We start from the raw sequence: 16,962 nt of genomic DNA, 5'->3' as shown, positions 1-16,962 counted from the left end.
TTTCGTTCGAGGGGCGGAGGTGCGCCGGAAGCATTCGGCTGGTACCCAGCTCAGGGCTGAAGGACGTACCTGCCGCGAATACCGCCCTGCGCGACCGTCCGGTGGGCGTCGGCGGCGCGGTCCAGGGGGACGACAGCATGGACCCGCGCCGGGAGCCGGCCGGTCACCGTGTCTTTCAACAACCCGGCCAACCGGTCGCCGTCGGGGCGTACCGACACCGCGCGCACGGTGATCCCGCGCTCGGCGGGTGGTTCGCCGCCCGGCCGGACACCGGCGAACAGACCGCCGTCGCGGACCAGCGGAAGGGCTTTCTCCTGGAAAACAGCGGTATCGGCGACCGCGTCCCAGCCCGGCACAGCCGTCGTCGTGAAATCCGCTCCGAGACCGCGGACGAACTCCTCGTCCTGCGTCCGGGCCAGTCCGGTGACCTTCCAGCCACGGTCCTGAGCCAGCGTGACGACATAGCCGCCGACCGCACCCGCTGCCCCGGTCACCAGCAGGCTGCGCCCGCCGCCTTCGCCGAGCAGATCCACCAGCTGCGCCGCGGTGAGGCCGTTGAGCGGCACCGTGGCCGCCGCGGTCAGTTCGAGCTCGTCGGGGACCACCGCGATATCGCTTGCCGACACGACGAGTTGCTCGGCGTAGGTACCGAAATCGCGATCGAATCCGTCGACCGTACCCGCGACCCGGCTGCCGACCGCGATATCCACATCCGGGCCGACGGCCTCGACGGTGCCCGCGAAATCGGTGCCCAGGCCGGTGTGGTCGGGCTGGGTGACGACCCCCATCTGATGGAAGACACCGGCGGTGAGCGCCAGGTCGACGGGGTTGACGGACGTACCGGCGATCGCGACCCTGACCTGGCCGGGGCCGGGTTCTACGACCGGCACGTCGATGAACTCGATCGAATCGGGACCACCTGGGGTGCGGACGACTGCGGTACGGAATGTGGTGGACATTGCGCCTCCTCTGGAGTAATCGGTGTTGTTACTCCAGAATGGAGAGGTAACTCTCCAATGGGAAGTAGGCACTCAGAAGTGCGTAACTCACCCGCGAGTAGGAAGGTGCGGTCATGGCGACGATGACGGCGGCGCAGCAGCGAGCCCAGGAGAAGGCCGATTACGACGCATTCTTCGCGGACTGCCCCAGCCGGCAGCTGCTCGACCGGATCTCCGGCAAATGGGTGGCGCTGGTGCTGGCGGCGCTCGGCAGCGACGGACCGCACCCGGCGGGACACTGCGCCGGTGAACCCCGGGCCATGCGCTACTCGGAACTGTCCCGCCGGCTGGCCGGCGTCAGCCAGAAGATGCTCACCCAGACACTGCGCTCCCTGGAACGTGACGGCCTGGTGACCCGCACGGTGACCCCGACCGTGCCGGTCACCGTCACCTACGAACTGACCGACCTGGGCCTGTCCCTGCACCAGGTGATCCGCGGGATCAAGGTATGGGCAGAAGCCCATATGGACGAGGTCCAGGACCACCGCACACGGTTCGACAGCGCATCCCCCGAGCTCGCGAGGGCGTCGGTATAGGCCCGCCCGTGGTGTCGGTGGAGCCACTGCCCGGCGGACGGGTGGCTGTTACCGAGGTGGGCGCAGATCCCGCAGGGCCTGGCAGATCGTCGCGTGGATCTCGGATTCCTCGGTTTCCGCCTCGGGATCCCACGTCGGTTCGGGCGTCCCCTCGATCGCCGGGCCGAACAACCACCACACATTGCTCCACGGATCGATGAACCGCGCCAGCGACGACGCACCGTAGAACGACGTCGTCTCGGTGATCACCCGTACAGGTGAATGTGACCGACTGCGACGAGGCGCTGCGGCGGGCGGAAGCGCATGGGGCGCCGGAAGCGATGCGATGCTCTCGGCATGACCACATCACCTTTGATCATGTCCGGTTCGGAACTCGGCAATGGGTACGGCAGCGTGAACGCCTTTGCGGCAGTCAAGGGGCCGGGCGGGGCGCGGGGATTCATCGAATTCCTCGGCAACGTCTTCGACGGGCGGGAGGACGCCGGAAGCGCACGCCGACGATACCGACGGGCTGCTGATCCACGCCGAGGTGCGGATCGGGGATAGCAGCGCCGGCGTGAACACCCAATCGGGTTTGGAATCCGCAATCATCAGGCACGAAGCCAGTTCCCGTCCGCTTAGAGGCGAGTCCGCGTCGGGCGGATATCACTCGGCGGTTCGTCAGCGGCGAGATGGCAGGGGGATGCGGGTGAGGTCGGTGGCGACCACGATATCCCCGGCGAATTCCCGCCGCGCTTCGACGAGGTGAGCGTCCAGCGTGCGGTAGCGCTGGGAGAAATGCGTCAGCACCAGGGTTCGTACTCCGGCCTCGGCCGCGATGCGGGCGGCCTGGCCGGCGGTGAGATGGCCGTGTTCGGCGGCGAGGTCGGCCTCGGCGTCGCGGAAGGTTGCCTCGATGACCAGCATGTCGACATCGGCGGCGAGTTCGCGGGCCGCCGGGCAGAGGCGGGTGTCCATGACGAACGCGAAGCTCTGTCCGCGCCGGATCGTGCTGACTTCCGCCAGCCGGACCGTGCGGCCCTGCCAGGTGATCGCGCCCTCCCGCTGTAGCCGGCCGACGAGGGGACCGGACAGGCCGAGGTCGGCGAGGCGGCCGGGGAGGATCGCGCGGTAATCGGGTTCGGCGATTCGGTAGCCGAAGGCCTCGACGGGATGGTCGAGCCGGGCGGCTGTCAGTCGAAAGGGTGCGCCGGGGGCCGCGAGCGGGCCGGGTTCGGTGATCGGGTGCGACCGGAGCTCGACGGTCCGATGGTAGGCGGTGGCGTCGCACAGGTTGTCGAAATACCGCTGACCCGACGCCGGATAGTAGGCGTCGATCGGGTGCGGGACACGGTCCAGATTGATTCGCTGCATCACCCCGGCCAGCCCGAGACTGTGGTCGCCGTGGAAATGGGTTATCGCGATGCGGGTCAGGTCGGTCGCGGAAACCCCGGCGTGGATCATCTGCCGCTGTGTGCCCTCACCCGGGTCGAACAGGATCGCCTCGCCGCCCCACCTCAGCACATATCCGTTGTGGTTACGATGCGCGGTCGGCACTTGGCTGGCGGTGCCCAGAACCACCAGCTCCCGCTGCGACATCTACGACCTCCGTAGTCGCCGGGACTGACCGATTATCGCCATGAGTCGACCATAACCAGATCGAACATGAGGCAGCGCTTGCGGTCATGGAGCGGGAAACGCTGCTCGTCTCACCGCTGGTGCTCACCGAACTGGACCACCTCACCCATCGGGACCTCGGCTTCGACGCGGCGATGCAGGTCACGGATGCCTTGCCGGCCCGGATGATCGAAGGACGCTACCGTCTTGCCGAGTTGAAGCACGTCGATCTCGCTACCGCACAGGCTGTGCGGGCGAAGTATGCCGGGTTACGTCTCGATCTGGCCGGCGCTGTCGGTGTGGTCCTCGCCGATATGTGACAGCGTTGAACCTCACATCCCTAAGAAGTTTCAATGGGGACCATGTCCATTCCGGAGAGCGCCAGGGCCAGGATCATTCCGATGATCAGACACACACCGGCCGCGATAGCCGCCCATTTTCCGAGTGATTCGCCGCGAATATGGCCGACTACCCCGAGAACGATGCCGGCGATGCCGAACAAAAGTGGGCAGAACAGCAGTGAGACCGCAGCGCAGACGAAACCGATGATCGACAGGACCTGCGGTCCGGAGCGTTCCGGTTCCTGGGTGGCGCCATAGGGTTGGTACTGCTGTTGTGGATAGGCGGGATAACCGCCGGGTTGTCGACCACCGCCCCAGCCTTGCTGCCCGGGCTGACCACCGCCCCAGCCTTGTTGTCCGCCCCAGCCGGCTTGGCCGGGTTGTTCCTGACCCCAACCCTGCCGGCCGGGTTGTTCCCGACCCCAACCCTGCTGGCCGGGTTGATCGGCTCCCCAACCGGGCTGCCCACTCCAGCCCTGCTGCCCCGGCTGGTCGGCGCCCCAGCCGGGTTGCTCACCGGGCGGGGTGCCCCAACCGGATTGCTCTCCCGGCTGTCCGGGCCCGCTGCCGTATGCGCCGGGCGGCGGATAGGGGGTGCCGCCGGGCTGGGAGTAGCCGGCCTGACCGGGTGATTGGGGCTGCCAGGCCTGTCCCGGTTCCTGCTCCTCCGGTCGCGCGGACCACGCCTGCGGTGGGACCTCGCCCATCGGCTGGTGACCCGGCTGCTGTTCGGACGAGCCCGGCTGCCACCCGTGGGTGTAGGCCGCGGTCCCCTTGTCCATTTGCGGTGCCTCGGCGCCGGGTTCACCTGGTTGCTCGGGTTGTTTGGGCAACATTTGAGTCGGGTGGTCGTCGGCGGGGCTGCTCCCTCCGGGCGCGGGGCTCTCCGGCGCGGTTTCGCCGCCGGCCCGGCTCGAACCGGCGCCGGACGACTCGCGGTGCAGAATCTTCGGGAGATATTCGGTGGGCGGGTCCTCAGAAGATCTCGGCGTCTCGCCACCGGCGGACCGGTCTGCCCCGGCGCCGCCCGGTTCTGTGCCTGATCCGGTCGGAACGCCGGATTGCGAAGGGGGCTGCGGGGCTCCGGCCGCGGCGGCAGGTTCGTCCGGCGGTTGCGGGCTGTGCCCCGGGGCCTGCGTATGGTCCGGCGGTTGCGGGGCGGAGGGCGTGACGAACGGTTCGTCCGGAGTTTCGGGAGTCCGGTCGCCCGACGCTTGCTCGCCTGGACGGTGACCGCCGGTCCCGGAGTCCCTGTCCACCGGCGGCTCGCCGTGAGGTTGTGCCGGCCCGCCTTCGGGTTGCGATGGCCGGTGGTGATGGGGCGGCGGCTCGCCGGAGTCTCGCGGCTCGCCGGGGTTGCGCGGGTCCTGCGGTGTGCTCATCACGTCTCCTCGGTCGGATCGTCGAGGGCTCGTAGTCGGTACCGCGGTGGGTGAGCGTCAGCCTTCGGGTTCGTCCTCGATATGGATGGCGGCGGCTTCGGCGGGGCGGTTGTCCTCGCCGGAAAGGTCGCGGCGGTCCGATTCCTCGGCCAGCTCTTCGGTTATGCCCAGCCGGTCGTCATCGCTTTCCCGGTTGCGGATCCGCAGGTCGTCCGGTGGGTCCTCGATAGTGCGTTCATAGGCGCGGACCTCGTCCAACTGGTCGTCGTCGCCCATATCGGGCTCTTGTGGTTCGCGATCCATACCATCCAGTATGCGCCGCTGCGGGGCTACGTCGAGAGACCGCGAGCAGTCATGGCGAGCCATCCGTACCTGGCCACACCGATCGCCCTGATCCGCCCCGGAGACGCACCAGCCCCGGACAGTTTGTCCGGGGCTGGTGCGATAGAAATAGCGGTTACCGCCGAGATGTGATCAGGCGTTGCCGTTGAACAGCCCGGTCACCGAACCGTTCTCGAACACCTCGCGGATCGTGCGGGCGAGCAGCGGCGCGATGGACAGCACCGTGAGCTGCGGGAACTTCTTGTCCTCGGTGATCGGCAGCGTATTGGTCACCACGACCTCTTTGGCGCCGCAGGATGCCAGCCGCTCGGCGGCGGGAGAGCTCAGCACGCCGTGCGTCGCGGCGATCACCACATCACCGGCACCGGCTTCCTTCAGCACGTTCACCGCGCCGGCGATGGTGCCACCGGTGTCGATCATATCGTCGATCAGGATGCAGGTGCGGCCCTCGACCTCACCGACCACACGGTTGGACTTCACCTGGTTCGGCACCAGCGGATCGCGGGTTTTGTGGATGAACGCCAGCGGCGACCCGCCCAGCGAATCCGCCCATTTCTCCGCCACCCGGACACGGCCGGAATCGGGGGATACGACGGTGATGTTGTTCAGGCTGTAGTTGTTGCGGATGTACTCCGCGAGCTGCAGCTGGGCATGCATATGGTCGACCGGGCCGTCGAAGAAGCCCTGGATCTGATCGGTGTGCAGATCGACCGTCACGATGCGGTCGGCACCGGCCGTTTTGAGCAGATCGGCCACGAGCCGAGCGGAGATCGGTTCGCGGCCGCGGTGCTTCTTGTCCTGGCGGGCGTAGGGGTAGAACGGCAGAATGGCGGTGATCCGCTTGGCCGAACCGCGCTTGAGCGCATCGATCATGATGAGCTGTTCCATCAGCCACTGGTTCAGCGGCGCCGGGAAGCTCTGCAATACGAAGGCGTCGGAACCGCGTACCGACTCTTCGAAACGGACGAAGATTTCCCCGTTCGCGAAATCACGTGCGGTCTGCGGGGTGACTTCGACGTCCAATTCCTTGGCCACCTGCTCGGCCAGTTCTGGGTGCGACCGTCCGGCGAAGAGCATCAGGTTCTTCTGGTTGTCGATCCATGACGCGGTCACTACTGGTTGCCATCCTTAAGCTCTGTTGCCCGATCCGGTAAATCATCGGCCGCGAGTGCCTTCGCCGCCGCATTCGCTGCAGCGGTACCTGGACGTTTCCGCTGCACCCAGTTTTCGATATTGCGCTGCGTACCCCCGGACACGGCGAGCGCGCCCGGCGGGACGTCTTCCCGCAGCACAGTACCCGCTCCGGTATATGCGCCGTCACCCACCGTCACCGGTGCGACGAACATCGTATCGCTGCCGGTGCGCGCATGGGATCCGATGACCGTGCGGTGCTTGTCCACGCCGTCGTAGTTCACGAAAACGCTGGATGCTCCGATATTGCTGTGCTCACCGACGGTGGCGTCGCCGATATAGGTGAGATGCGGAACCTTGGTATGTCTGCCGATATCGACATTCTTCGCCTCGACGAATGCGCCGATTTTGCCCGATTCGCCCAGAACGGTGCCCGGGCGCAGATAACTGAACGGCCCGACTGTCGCATTTGCGTCGACTTTCGCGCCTTCGCCGTGCGTGCGGATCACCCGGGCACCGTCGCCGACGATCGAATTGGTGAGCGTGGTGTCCGGGCCGATTTCCGCGTCCTCGCCGATCACCGTCGTACCCAGCAATTGGACTCCCGGGCGGACGACGGTATCGCGGCCGATCCGGACATCGGTATCGATCCAGGTGGACGCCGGGTCGACGATCGTCACGCCGGCCCGCATATGGCGTTCCACGATGTAGCGGTTGAGGGTGCGCGCCGCGGCGGCCAGTTGCACCCGGTCGTTGACGCCGGTGACCTTGGCCGAATCCACCAGCCGGGCGCCCTGCACGGGGTAGCCGGCCTCGCGGGCGAGTTTCAGGACATCGGTCAGATACAGCTCGTGCTGCGCATTGGCGGTGGACAACCGGCCGAGCATGGTGCGCAGGACCGCGACATCGAAGGCGTACACACCGGAATTCACCTCGGTGATGGTGGCCTGCTCCGGCGTCGCGTCGGCGTGCTCGACGATCTCGGCGACCTCGCCGTCGGCATCGCGCACGATCCGCCCGTAACCGTTCGGGTCGTCCGGGACGAAGGTGAGGACCGTGACCGCGGGCCGGTCGGGATAGCTGCGATGCTCGTCGAGCAGCGCGGAGAGGGTGTGGCCGTCGAGTAGCGGAACATCGCCGGAGGTGACGATCACATCACCGCTGAACTCGGCGGGCAGTCCCGTGAGACCCACCTGCACCGCGTGCCCGGTACCGAGCTGCTGATCCTGGACGACCGGGACGATGGTCCGGTCCAGTTCCAGCGCCACGCCCGCGGCCTCGGCGCCGACCTGTTCCCGGTCGTGCCCGACGACGGTCACCAGATGGTGCGGGTCGATGGTGTGCGCTGCGTACAACGCATGCGCCAGCATGCTGCGCCCGGCCAGCGGATGCAGCACCTTGGGCTTCTTCGACCGCATTCTCGTACCGGCACCTGCGGCTAGCACGATGACGGCGGTCTGCTCCTGCATGAATCTCCCTCGGGCCGACGATGGTCGTCGTGCACGCGAGCTGCTCCGTCGCCAGGACCCGAACTGCCCAGATCGGATCGGGACCGAGCGAGGGATTTCCCGGGCATACGAAGAGGCCGCCATGGGTAAGGGTTACCCACTCGATGACGGCACCCTGTCGCGCTGCACGGGTGCTGAGCGTATCAGCCTCGCCGGGAACCGGGCCCGACGATCACGACGCCGAAGGGTTCGGGCGCATGCGTGCGGTCACGACAGAGAAAACCCCGGTGGCAGGCTGGAGTATTGGATATTCGAACTGGTGATCCCGACGAGGGTTGCGGTGCCGTCCCCGTTCGGCCGGTACACGGGTCCGCCGGAGTCGCCCACTCGGATACCTGTGTATCCGTCACAGCGCGTCCCGCTCCGCTGCCCCCACCTGCACAGGGCTCCGCCGGGCGCCCCCAGGGCGGTCAACCGCTCGCCGCTCGGGAGGGTGTTGTGGGTCGGCGTGCCGGGAAATAGGGGGATCATGGCCCAGTCGACGTCGGGTAGCCGGATCGCCCCGAACAGCCCGAGTGTGCAGTGCCCGGCGGTGAGTGCGACAGGCTGTCCGTCCGCGTATCCGGTCGCTGTGATCGAACACAGGCCCAGTGTCGAGCCCGGCCCCACGGCGGACAGTGATGAGCCCGACCCCGCAGAGCCCGGCCATGCAGAGCCGGTCCCCGCCGAGCCCGACCCCGCAGAGCCCGGCTCCACAGCGGACTGTGCCGAGGCCTGTCCGGTGGCGAGGGCGGCAGTGGTGAGGGCGGCGGCGATCAAGGGAAGTGCCTTCGGTGTCTTGGACATGGCATTCCTAGGCGGAAGACGGTGGCGTTGCGGCGAGCCCGATAGTCCCGGTCAACGGTTGCGAGGTTGCGGCGGACATGAATATGCACCTCTCGCCATTTGCTCCGCCGCCAGGACTCGAACCTGAACTATCTGAACCAAAATCAGAGGTGCTGCCATTACACCACGGCGGACTGTCACACCGGTGGATCATCGGTCACCCGCCGCTGTGCCCAGACACGGCAACGATAATCGCATGCCACCCCGGTTTTCGTCGAACCGTGGCTGCCGATGATCAGTCGGGCGGGTCATACGGCCCGCTCCCGCCGTGCCGGGCGGGCGCACAGCATGCCCGCGTGACCCGGGTCGCGGCAGGTCTGAGACAGTTGGTCTCGATGGTTTTGGTCGCTGGCCCGGATCCGGCCGTATCGGCGACCCCGGTAACCAGGGAGGCGGGAACGTGTCGTCGGGAGAACCGCGAACGGTCGGGGAGTCACCGGCCGGTGGGGGTGCGAAAGAGATCGCCGAGCAGGTTCCACCGGCCCGGCAGCGGATGACCGGTACGCAGCGGCGCCGGCAGTTGATCGAGATCGGGCGCGCGCTGTTCGCCGAACGAGGGTACGACGCCACCTCGATCGAGGAAATAGCGTTGCGCGCCCAGGTTTCCAAACCCGTCGTCTACGAGCATTTCGGCGGTAAAGAAGGCCTGTACGCGGTAGTGGTCGACCGCGAGATGTCGATGTTGCTCGATATGATCACGTCCTCGCTCACCAACAACAGATCCCGGGTCCGCCTCGAACAGGTGGCGCTCGCGCTGCTCACCTATATAGAGCAGCGCACCGACGGCTTCCGCATCCTGGTGCGCGACCAGCCCGTCTCCTCGACCGACGGCCGGTACTCGAGCCTGCTCAACGAAGCCGTCAGCCAGGTCGCGCACCTGCTGGCCGGCGATTTCGATCGCCGCGGTTTCGATACCAGCCTGGCGGGTCTGTACGCACAGGCACTGGTCGGGATGGTGGCCACCACCGCCACCTGGTGGCTGGACGTGCGCAGTCCGTCCAAGGAAGTGGTGGCCGCGCATCTGGTCAATCTGTGCTGGAACGGGCTCAGCCACCTCGAGGCCGATCCGCAGCTGAGCTCGGAATGGCCGGCCGTCCCGGGGACGGGTCCGGCGAACTCACCCGGCGGGCAGGGCAGTTCGGATAACCGTGCGTGAACTGTCCGCGAACTCCGGCGGGCCGGCGAATCGAGAACCGTACCCGGCACGGATGGTACGGTTCACCCATCCTTTGGGTGCTGTTCGGGCGGTAAGTCGGTCTACTTCGACAATGTCGGTCTACTTCAGGATGGCTGGTTATTGGGATGACAGGCGGAGCTGATGGCTAGGCAAGCGCGCGCGGAGATAACCCGCGATTCCGTCCTGGCGGGCGCTGCCGATGTCTTTCTGCGCTTGGGCTACGCCAATGCGAGCCTCAGCGAGATCATCGCGCAGTTCAACGTGACCAAGGGCGCCTTGTACTTTCACTTCGGGTCCAAGGAAGAACTGGCCCGCGCCGTGGTCGACCAGGGGCAGGAGCGGCTCACCGCCTCCTGTAAGGGTTTCTTCGATTCCCGGGTACCGGCCCTGGAAGCGGCGATCGGTATCACCTACGTGGTGGCGGATCTGTCGATGAACGATCCGATGGTCGGCGCGATGCTCAAACTGACCCATCAGATCGGCGACTACCGCGGCGCCAACGGCGACAATATCGCCAAAATGTGGGGCGAGACCTATCGCACGCTCGCCGAGAAAGCGATCACGCAGGGCGATCTGCTCCCCGATCTCGACCCGGAAACCATCGGCCTGCTGCTCTACGGGCTCACCACCGGTATGCATATCGTCGCGGTCGGCACCGAATCGATGGACCAGATGGCGTCGCGCATGGAACGGGCCTGGTACTTCCTGATCCCGTCGATCGTCCCGGAAGACAAGGTCTCCTACTTCCGCGAATTCGCCGCCCGCCGCCTCCGCCGCTACGTGCCGTAATACTGGCGCGCTGGCGCGCGCGGGGTTTTGGCCCCTTTGGTCCATGCGTTCAGCACGCGATACTCGCGCCTGCGGCGCATTGTCTCGCGTGCTGAACGCATGGACGGGCCAAAACCTCTGAGGGCCTCGCTGGACTCGGCGCCGCCGTTGGTCACGTTCACGTGGATCGTTTTGGTCACGTTCACGTGGTTCGTTCCAGGGGACGCCTTGAACTCCACCTTTTCCAAGCATCCGTATGGGTCACGACTCCGGGGTGGGGCCCGCCCGGTTCTGGAGCGACGGAGCGGGGGAGCGAAGCGGAGGAGCGGAGGAGTGAAGAACCGGGCCTCCAAGGGCCCCACCCCTCGAGACGCGGAGCGTCTCCAAAATTACAGCCCGCCCCTTCGCGGACGGTCCACCCCGTAGACAGGAGTCAACAGCGCGCGCCCATCCTGGGTTTCCCGAGCCTGGACGAGTGAAGACCAGGGCTTACCAGTCCCCCGCCCCGCGACGCCGGACGCAACGCCACGTCACAGCCCCTATAGACTCGGCTGGCCCGGTGGAATCGCCTTCGTTCGCGGTCAGGAGAGAACCATGTCTGCCCCTCGTCCACCACTGGCGGGATTGGCCTCGGCAGCGGGTGCCGACTCCGCGTTGCGGACTGTTTCCGGGATGCTCGGCCGGTCGCCGGTCGAGTTGGTGGCGCCCGGCGCGGCGCGGTCGTTCGTCGCGGCCACCGTTGCCGCCGACCGGCCGGTTGTCGTTGTCACCGCGACCGGTCGCGAGGCCGATGATCTGACCCTCGAGCTCACCGAGATGCTGGGGCCCGCGGTGGCGCAGTTCCCCTCCTGGGAGACCCTGCCGCACGAGCGCCTGTCGCCGGGCGCCGATACCGTCGGGCGCCGGCTCGAGGTTTTGCGCCGGCTGGCCCATCCCGACGATCCGGTGTTCGCGGAGCCGTTGCGTGTCGTAGTGACCACGGTGCGTTCGCTGATGCAGCCGATGGCGGCCGGTCTGGGCGATATCGAGCCGATCGTGCTGCGGATCGGCGCCGAGGCCGATTTCGACGAATTGGTCGCGCGGCTGGTCGAATTCGCCTACACCCGGGTGGATATGGTCGGTAAGCGCGGGGAGTTCGCGGTGCGCGGCGGCATCCTCGATCTTTTCCCGCCCACCGCGGACCATCCGGTGCGCGTGGAGTTCTGGGGCGACGAGATCACCGAGTTGCGTGCGTTCTCGGTGGCCGATCAGCGGTCGCTCGGGGAGGATTCGCTGTCCACCGTGGTGGCGTCGCCGTGCCGGGAGCTGCTGCTGACAGCCGAGGTGCGGGAGCGGGCGGCGGCGGTGGCGGCGGCCAATACCGCGGATGCCGCGCTCGTGGAGATGCTGGACAAACTGGGTGAGGGCATCCCCGTCGAGGGGATGGAGGCGCTGCTGCCGGTGCTGCAACCCGGTGAGCTGCGACTGCTCACCGAACAGTTGCCCGGCGGCACCCACCTGCTGGTGTGCGATCCGGAGAAGGTCCGCACCCGTGCCGCCGATCTGATGCGTACCGGTGAGGAGTTCCTGGAGGCGTCGTGGACGGCGGCCTCGTTCGGGGCGGATGCCCCGATGGGCGCGCACGGCCTGGATCTGGCGGCGTCGGCGTATCGCCCGCTCACCCAGATCCGGGACAGCGCCGAAGGCCGGGGACTGCCCTGGTGGACGCTGAGCCCACTGGCGACCGGTGATCCGGCCGAGATCGAGCTGCCGGTGCAGAGCGGGCCCACTGCCCGCGGCTCCGACGAACTGGTGGCGACGATCTTCGCGTCGCTGCGCGCCCATGTCACGACCGGTGGGCGGGCGGTGGTGGTGCTGGCCGGTCACGGCACCGCCCAGCGCACGCTCGAGCGCCTCGGCGAAGCGGAGGTGCCCGCCGCACAACTGGAGGCCGGTGCGGAACCGGCGCCCGGTGTGGTGGGCGTGCTGTGCGGTTCACTGCACGACGGCGTGATCTTCGGCGACGCCGGTCTGGTGGTGGTCGCGGAATCCGATCTCACCGGTAACCGGGTGACCGCGCCGGGCGACGGGAAGCGGCTCCCCGCCAAACGCCGCAACCAGGTGGACCCGCTGGCCTTGAACTCCGGTGACATGGTCGTGCACGACCAGCACGGTATCGGCCGGTTCGTGGAAATGATCGAACGTACCGTCGGCGGCGCCCGGCGCGAATACCTGGTGATCGAGTACGCGCCGAGTAAACGCGGCCAGCCGGGCGACCGGCTGTTCGTGCCGATGGAATCGCTGGATCAGCTGTCCCGGTATGTCGGCGGGGAGATGCCCAGCCTGTCGAAGCTGGGCGGGGCGGACTGGGCGAACACCAAACGCAAGGCCCGTAAGGCGGTCCGCGAGATCGCGGGCGAACTGGTGCAACTGTATGCCGCCCGCCAGGCCGCGCCCGGCCACGCCTTCGGTCCGGACACCCCGTGGCAGCGCGAGATGGAGGACGCGTTCGTCTTCACCGAAACCGTGGACCAGCTCACCGCCATCTCCGATGTGAAAGCGGATATGGAGAAAGCGGTGCCGATGGACCGGGTGGTCTGCGGCGACGTCGGGTACGGCAAAACCGAGATCGCGGTACGCGCGGCGTTCAAGGCGGTGCAGGACGGTAAACAGGTGGTCGTCCTGGTGCCGACCACCCTGCTTGCCCAGCAGCATCTGCAGACCTTCACCGAACGGCTGGCCGGGTTCCCGGTCACCGTGAAGGGCCTGTCCCGGTTCACCGATCCCGCGGAATCCCGCGAAGTGCTCACCGGGATGGCCGAGGGCGAGGTCGATATCGTCGTCGGCACCCACCGGCTGCTGCAGACCGGCGTGCGCTGGAAGAACCTCGGACTGGTGATCGTCGACGAGGAACAGCGCTTCGGTGTGGAGCACAAGGAGCACATCAAGGCCCTGCGCACCCATGTGGACGTACTCACCATGTCGGCCACCCCGATCCCGCGCACGCTGGAGATGAGCCTGGCCGGTATCCGGGAGATGTCGACCATCCTGACCCCGCCCGAAGAACGGCATCCGGTGCTCACCTATGTCGGCGGCTACAACGACAAGCAGGTCACCGCCGCCATCCGGCGCGAACTGCTGCGCGACGGCCAGGTGTTCTATGTGCACAACCGGGTGTCGTCCATCGAGAAGGCCGCCCGCCGGATCCGCGAACTGGTCCCGGAGGCCCGGGTGGTGGTGGCGCACGGGCAGATGAACGAGGACACGCTGGAACGCACCGTCCAAGGATTCTGGCAGCGCGAATACGACGTGCTGGTGTGCACCACGATCATCGAGACCGGCCTCGACATCTCCAACGCCAACACCCTGATCGTGGAACGCGCCGACACCCTCGGTCTCTCTCAACTGCACCAGTTGCGCGGCCGGGTGGGTCGTAGCCGGGAACGCGGTTACGCCTACTTCCTGTATCCGGCGGAGAAACCGCTCACCGAAACCGCCTACGACCGCCTCGCCACCATCGCGCAGAATTCCGACCTCGGCGCCGGTATGGCGGTCGCCATGAAGGACCTCGAGATCCGCGGCGCCGGTAACGTACTCGGCGCCGAACAGTCCGGGCATGTGGCCGGTGTCGGTTTCGACCTGTACGTGCGGCTGGTCGGCGAGGCCGTGGAGGCCTACCGGGCGGCCGCCGACGGGAAACCGATCACCACCGAGGAAACCAAAGAGGTCCGCATCGACCTTCCGGTGGACGCGCATATCCCGCCCGATTACATCGCCAGCGACCGCCTGCGCCTGGAGGCGTACCGGAAACTGGCCGCCGCCCACGACGATCCGGCCCTGGCCGCGGTGGTCGAAGAACTCGTCGACCGGTACGGCCCGCTGCCGGTGGAAGTCGGCCGCCTGGTTTCGGTCGCCAAACTTCGGCTGCTCGCCCGCGAATACGAGGTCGCCGAAATCGCGGTCACCGGTACCACGGTCAAGATCTCGCCGCTTTCACTGCCCGATTCGAAACAGATGCGGCTCAAGCGGATCTACCCCAGCGCCTCCTACCGCGCCGCCAGCGGGGTGGTGCAGCTGCCGCTACCGCGCGTCCAGGACAGTGTCGGCGCCGACCGGCTCCGCGACGTCGCCCTGCTGCAGTATCTGGCGGACCTGCTGCTCGCCTTGGACGGTAAAGCCGCCGGCGCAGTGGATCTCACCGTCGCCACCGAGGTGTCACCGGCCCGATGACGTCCGATCGGCCCACTCCGGAGCCCGGGAACGGGCAACCTACAGCCGCTCGGAGGCAGCACGGGACGGGCAAGTCCGAACATGCGCAGCCGCAGCCGGAACAGGGACAACAGACTGCCGCTCCCGGGCGGCGGTCCGCTGTCGTGCCCGCACAATCCGGGTCCCGATCGGCGCGGCCGGAGCCGAGCGTTCTCGAAGCAGAAGCGGCAAGTATCGCGGCGGGGCTGTCCGAGGCGGTCGAGGTGATGGACCGGCTCTGGCGGTTCGGCGGATGGGAGGTCACCCAGACCCACGATTCGCTGCGCCCGTACCTCCTGGAGGAGACCTACGAGCTCCTCGACGCCATCCAGGAAAACGACCCCGGCACCATCCGCGAAGAACTCGGTGATCTGCTGCTCCAGGTGCTGTTCCACTCTCGGATCGCCGAAGCGGCCGGCGAATTCACCATCGACGATGTCGCCGCCGCCTTGGTCGCCAAACTGGTGAACCGCAGCCCTCACCTCGCCGACCCGGCGGCGGCCGGTTTCGACCCGCACGCCTCGGTGACCGAGAAGGTCGCCGCCCAGGAAAAAGCCTGGGAAGAACGCAAATCCGCCGAGAAGGCGCGCCGCTCCTGCCTGGACGGTATCGCGATGGCGCAACCCGCGCTGGCCTTGGCGGAGAAGGTCCGTTCCCGAAGTGCCCAGGCCGGGCTACCCGACGATCTGATCCCGGACGAGCTGCGTGTCGTTCACCTGGGTGGACCGGAAAGCGCGGAAGAGCAGTTACGCAAAGCCACCTTGGAATTCGCCGCGACCATCCGCCGGGCCGAAGACTCCGCCGAAGCTGCCCGCGGCGCTCGCTCACCGCTCAACGCCGACGATTGGCGCAGATTTTGGCCCACCGGCAACCGAAGCCGTTAGCGCTGCCGGATCGGATTATGGTGTTCCGGCCGCGTGCTCTACCGTGAAGTCGGAGTCCAACTGGGGGGATACCTATGAATCCGGAGTTTCCACAGGCGCAACCGGGATACCGGCCGGCGCCGCCGTTGCCGGGGCGTGCCGATCGGGACGTGCTGACGCCGAATCAGCGGATCGTATTTTTCGCCGCCCACTTGTTCACCTGTTTCGGCTCGGTAGTCGCGGCGTCGGTGATCGGCTACACCAGCTGGAATTCGGATTTCCGGGCCTGGGTGGTTGCCGACCCGGAATATCGCGGCGACTCACCCTCACTGGCCATGTACCTGCCAGGGACGGTTGTATTCGCTGCCGCAGTGGCGGTTCCGCTGATCCTGATGCTGATCGTGATCAAGAACAAGCTGCGAACCTACATGCTGGAGCGGCCATTCCGTTGAAGTGCGGAGGTTCCCGAGCTCGCCGGGAGCTCGGGAATTCTCGGCTCGCCAGGCGAGCGCTGCTCCAGTTCTCTGCGGCCCGCAGGCCATCGGGGCCCGGGACAGCGTCTCCCCCGGAAGGTCTCAGACGTTCACACCGTAATCGCGGGCGATCCCCGCGAGACCCGACGCGTACCCCTGGCCGATCGCCCGGAACTTCCACTCACCTGCACGGCGGTACAGCTCGCCGAACACCATGGCGGTTTCCGAGGATGCGTCCTCGGACAGGTCGTAGCGGGCCAGTTCCGAACCGGTGTTCAGGTCGACGACGCGGATATAGGCGTTACGGATTTGGCCGAATGACTGTCCCCGCTGGTCGGCCTCGTGGATGGAGACCGGCAAGAAGATATTGGTGATCGTTTCCGGCGTATTGGCCAGGTCGACATTGATCACCTCGTCGTCGCCGTCGCCCTCACCGGTGAGGTTGTCGCCGGTGTGTTCGATGGTGCCCTCGGGGGAGCGGAGGTTGTTGTAGAAGACGAAATGCTCGTCCGAGAGGACCTTCATGCTCGGGCCGGTGGCCAGGGCACTGGCATCGAGGTCGTAATCGGCGCCCATGGTCGTGCGCACATCCCAGCCGAGTCCGACAGCGATCTTGGTCAGGTTGGGGGCCTGTTTGGACAGCGAGACATTGCCGCCTTTGGCCAGGTTTACGCTCATGATCTCCTCCCCGTGGCGCCGGTGGCGCCGAATGTGATGTGCGCCGATGGCGCTGATCAGGACTGCCGGCCACCCGGATCGAACCGGTGGACCTAGACGGCGCCGCCGACCGCCGGT

18 protein-coding genes and 1 tRNA gene are annotated in these 16,962 nt (G+C 67.1%); 8 read left to right on the top strand and 11 right to left on the bottom strand.

The window, feature by feature from the left end; all coding sequences use genetic code 11:
- Nucleotides 1-50: 50 nt before the first annotated feature.
- Nucleotides 51-959, bottom strand: a complete 909-nt coding sequence (locus tag ACFWPH_RS09955; RefSeq protein ID WP_378749329.1) for an NADP-dependent oxidoreductase — start codon at nucleotides 957-959, stop codon at nucleotides 51-53.
- A 113-nt stretch (nucleotides 960-1,072) separates the two neighbouring features.
- Here ACFWPH_RS09955 and ACFWPH_RS09950 point away from each other — a divergent pair, with 113 nt between their 5' ends.
- Nucleotides 1,073-1,534, top strand: a complete 462-nt coding sequence (locus ACFWPH_RS09950) for a winged helix-turn-helix transcriptional regulator (RefSeq protein ID WP_378749327.1) — start codon at nucleotides 1,073-1,075, stop codon at nucleotides 1,532-1,534.
- A 48-nt stretch (nucleotides 1,535-1,582) separates the two neighbouring features.
- Here the strand turns inward: ACFWPH_RS09950 and ACFWPH_RS09945 are convergent, their stop codons facing one another.
- The gene (locus ACFWPH_RS09945) at nucleotides 1,583-1,783 is read right to left on the bottom strand and encodes a hypothetical protein (protein ID WP_378749325.1); all 201 of its coding nucleotides are present in this window, start codon (nucleotides 1,781-1,783) and stop codon (nucleotides 1,583-1,585) included.
- A gap of 87 nt (nucleotides 1,784-1,870) precedes the next feature.
- On the opposite strand from ACFWPH_RS09945, the gene ACFWPH_RS09940 reads away from it, so the two are divergent.
- On the top strand, nucleotides 1,871-2,080 hold the full coding sequence (locus ACFWPH_RS09940; protein ID WP_378749323.1) for a hypothetical protein: 210 nt from the start codon (nucleotides 1,871-1,873) through the stop codon (nucleotides 2,078-2,080).
- Between the two features lie 114 nt (nucleotides 2,081-2,194).
- Here ACFWPH_RS09940 and ACFWPH_RS09935 read toward each other — a convergent pair whose 3' ends face one another.
- A complete protein-coding gene (locus ACFWPH_RS09935) occupies nucleotides 2,195-3,112 on the bottom strand; it encodes a ribonuclease Z (RefSeq protein ID WP_378749321.1) in 918 nt (305 codons plus the stop codon).
- A gap of 86 nt (nucleotides 3,113-3,198) precedes the next feature.
- Here ACFWPH_RS09935 and ACFWPH_RS09930 point away from each other — a divergent pair, with 86 nt between their 5' ends.
- On the top strand, nucleotides 3,199-3,450 hold the full coding sequence (locus tag ACFWPH_RS09930) for a hypothetical protein (RefSeq protein ID WP_378749319.1): 252 nt from the start codon (nucleotides 3,199-3,201) through the stop codon (nucleotides 3,448-3,450).
- A 20-nt stretch (nucleotides 3,451-3,470) separates the two neighbouring features.
- Here the strand turns inward: ACFWPH_RS09930 and ACFWPH_RS09925 are convergent, their stop codons facing one another.
- The 6 genes from ACFWPH_RS09925 to ACFWPH_RS09900 all read right to left on the bottom strand — a co-directional run bounded on the left by ACFWPH_RS09925 (nucleotide 3,471) and on the right by ACFWPH_RS09900 (nucleotide 8,793).
- Nucleotides 3,471-4,307, bottom strand: coding sequence for a hypothetical protein (locus ACFWPH_RS09925; protein ID WP_378749317.1), 837 nt, complete (start codon nucleotides 4,305-4,307; stop codon nucleotides 3,471-3,473).
- Nucleotides 4,308-4,910: 603 nt separating this feature from the next.
- Nucleotides 4,911-5,156: a hypothetical protein gene (locus ACFWPH_RS09920; protein WP_378749315.1), complete on the bottom strand. Its 246-nt coding sequence runs from the start codon at nucleotides 5,154-5,156 to the stop codon at nucleotides 4,911-4,913.
- A 171-nt stretch (nucleotides 5,157-5,327) separates the two neighbouring features.
- Nucleotides 5,328-6,308: a ribose-phosphate diphosphokinase gene (locus ACFWPH_RS09915; RefSeq protein ID WP_378749313.1), complete on the bottom strand. Its 981-nt coding sequence runs from the start codon at nucleotides 6,306-6,308 to the stop codon at nucleotides 5,328-5,330.
- A complete protein-coding gene (gene glmU / locus ACFWPH_RS09910; RefSeq protein WP_378749311.1) occupies nucleotides 6,308-7,795 on the bottom strand; it encodes a bifunctional UDP-N-acetylglucosamine diphosphorylase/glucosamine-1-phosphate N-acetyltransferase GlmU in 1,488 nt (495 codons plus the stop codon). Before glmU ends, ACFWPH_RS09915 begins: the two co-directional genes overlap by 1 nt.
- Nucleotides 7,796-8,041: 246 nt before the next feature.
- Nucleotides 8,042-8,620: a hypothetical protein gene (locus tag ACFWPH_RS09905; protein ID WP_378749309.1), complete on the bottom strand. Its 579-nt coding sequence runs from the start codon at nucleotides 8,618-8,620 to the stop codon at nucleotides 8,042-8,044.
- 102 nt (nucleotides 8,621-8,722) lie between these two features.
- Nucleotides 8,723-8,793, bottom strand: a tRNA-Gln gene (locus tag ACFWPH_RS09900).
- Nucleotides 8,794-9,152: 359 nt separating this feature from the next.
- Here ACFWPH_RS09900 and ACFWPH_RS09895 point away from each other — a divergent pair.
- Both ACFWPH_RS09895 and ACFWPH_RS09890 read left to right on the top strand, forming a co-directional pair.
- A complete protein-coding gene (locus ACFWPH_RS09895) occupies nucleotides 9,153-9,815 on the top strand; it encodes a TetR/AcrR family transcriptional regulator (RefSeq protein ID WP_378749505.1) in 663 nt (220 codons plus the stop codon).
- Nucleotides 9,816-9,977: 162 nt separating this feature from the next.
- On the top strand, nucleotides 9,978-10,625 hold the full coding sequence (locus tag ACFWPH_RS09890; protein ID WP_378749307.1) for a TetR family transcriptional regulator: 648 nt from the start codon (nucleotides 9,978-9,980) through the stop codon (nucleotides 10,623-10,625).
- Here the strand turns inward: ACFWPH_RS09890 and ACFWPH_RS09885 are convergent.
- Nucleotides 10,613-10,810 (bottom strand): hypothetical protein, encoded by a 198-nt coding sequence (locus ACFWPH_RS09885; protein WP_378749305.1) that lies wholly within the window; start codon nucleotides 10,808-10,810, stop codon nucleotides 10,613-10,615. The two genes, ACFWPH_RS09890 and ACFWPH_RS09885, sit on opposite strands and share 13 nt — an antisense overlap.
- Before the next feature lie 388 nt (nucleotides 10,811-11,198).
- On the opposite strand from ACFWPH_RS09885, the gene mfd reads away from it, so the two are divergent.
- From mfd to ACFWPH_RS09870, 3 genes are all read left to right on the top strand, one after another.
- On the top strand, nucleotides 11,199-14,813 hold the full coding sequence (gene mfd / locus ACFWPH_RS09880) for a transcription-repair coupling factor (RefSeq protein WP_378749303.1): 3,615 nt from the start codon (nucleotides 11,199-11,201) through the stop codon (nucleotides 14,811-14,813).
- A gap of 245 nt (nucleotides 14,814-15,058) precedes the next feature.
- Nucleotides 15,059-15,715, top strand: a complete 657-nt coding sequence (locus ACFWPH_RS09875; RefSeq protein ID WP_378749503.1) for a MazG family protein — start codon at nucleotides 15,059-15,061, stop codon at nucleotides 15,713-15,715.
- 74 nt (nucleotides 15,716-15,789) lie between these two features.
- Entirely contained in the window at nucleotides 15,790-16,146 is a 357-nt protein-coding gene (locus ACFWPH_RS09870; RefSeq protein WP_378749301.1) for a hypothetical protein, read from the top strand.
- A 123-nt stretch (nucleotides 16,147-16,269) separates the two neighbouring features.
- Here the strand turns inward: ACFWPH_RS09870 and ACFWPH_RS09865 are convergent, their stop codons facing one another.
- Nucleotides 16,270-16,845 carry a TerD family protein gene (locus ACFWPH_RS09865; protein WP_378749299.1) on the bottom strand — a complete coding sequence of 192 codons (576 nt, stop codon included), beginning with the start codon at nucleotides 16,843-16,845 and terminating at the stop codon, nucleotides 16,270-16,272.
- Nucleotides 16,846-16,962 lie beyond the last annotated feature (117 nt).

Origin of the sequence: Nocardia sp. NPDC058499 (genome assembly GCF_042719915.1) — a bacterium.
Lineage (GTDB): Bacteria > Actinomycetota > Actinomycetes > Mycobacteriales > Mycobacteriaceae > Nocardia.
The sequence above is the reverse complement of the archived record's forward strand: the minus strand, read 5'-3'. Positions and strand labels throughout refer to the sequence as shown.

Coding starts and splice junctions, on each gene's coding strand:
- ACFWPH_RS09940 (WP_378749323.1), top strand. CDS start 1,871: ATGACCACATCACCTTTGATCATGTCCGGTTCGGAACTCGGCAATGGG.
- ACFWPH_RS09935 (WP_378749321.1), bottom strand. CDS start 3,112: ATGTCGCAGCGGGAGCTGGTGGTTCTGGGCACCGCCAGCCAAGTGCCG.
- ACFWPH_RS09955 (WP_378749329.1), bottom strand. CDS start 959: ATGTCCACCACATTCCGTACCGCAGTCGTCCGCACCCCAGGTGGTCCC.
- mfd (WP_378749303.1), top strand. CDS start 11,199: ATGTCTGCCCCTCGTCCACCACTGGCGGGATTGGCCTCGGCAGCGGGT.
- ACFWPH_RS09920 (WP_378749315.1), bottom strand. CDS start 5,156: ATGGATCGCGAACCACAAGAGCCCGATATGGGCGACGACGACCAGTTG.
- ACFWPH_RS09865 (WP_378749299.1), bottom strand. CDS start 16,845: ATGAGCGTAAACCTGGCCAAAGGCGGCAATGTCTCGCTGTCCAAACAG.
- ACFWPH_RS09890 (WP_378749307.1), top strand. CDS start 9,978: ATGGCTAGGCAAGCGCGCGCGGAGATAACCCGCGATTCCGTCCTGGCG.
- ACFWPH_RS09925 (WP_378749317.1), bottom strand. CDS start 4,307: ATGTTGCCCAAACAACCCGAGCAACCAGGTGAACCCGGCGCCGAGGCA.
- ACFWPH_RS09870 (WP_378749301.1), top strand. CDS start 15,790: ATGAATCCGGAGTTTCCACAGGCGCAACCGGGATACCGGCCGGCGCCG.
- ACFWPH_RS09895 (WP_378749505.1), top strand. CDS start 9,153: ATGACCGGTACGCAGCGGCGCCGGCAGTTGATCGAGATCGGGCGCGCG.
- glmU (WP_378749311.1), bottom strand. CDS start 7,795: ATGCAGGAGCAGACCGCCGTCATCGTGCTAGCCGCAGGTGCCGGTACG.
- ACFWPH_RS09905 (WP_378749309.1), bottom strand. CDS start 8,620: ATGTCCAAGACACCGAAGGCACTTCCCTTGATCGCCGCCGCCCTCACC.
- ACFWPH_RS09930 (WP_378749319.1), top strand. CDS start 3,199: ATGGAGCGGGAAACGCTGCTCGTCTCACCGCTGGTGCTCACCGAACTG.
- ACFWPH_RS09950 (WP_378749327.1), top strand. CDS start 1,073: ATGGCGACGATGACGGCGGCGCAGCAGCGAGCCCAGGAGAAGGCCGAT.
- ACFWPH_RS09875 (WP_378749503.1), top strand. CDS start 15,059: ATGGACCGGCTCTGGCGGTTCGGCGGATGGGAGGTCACCCAGACCCAC.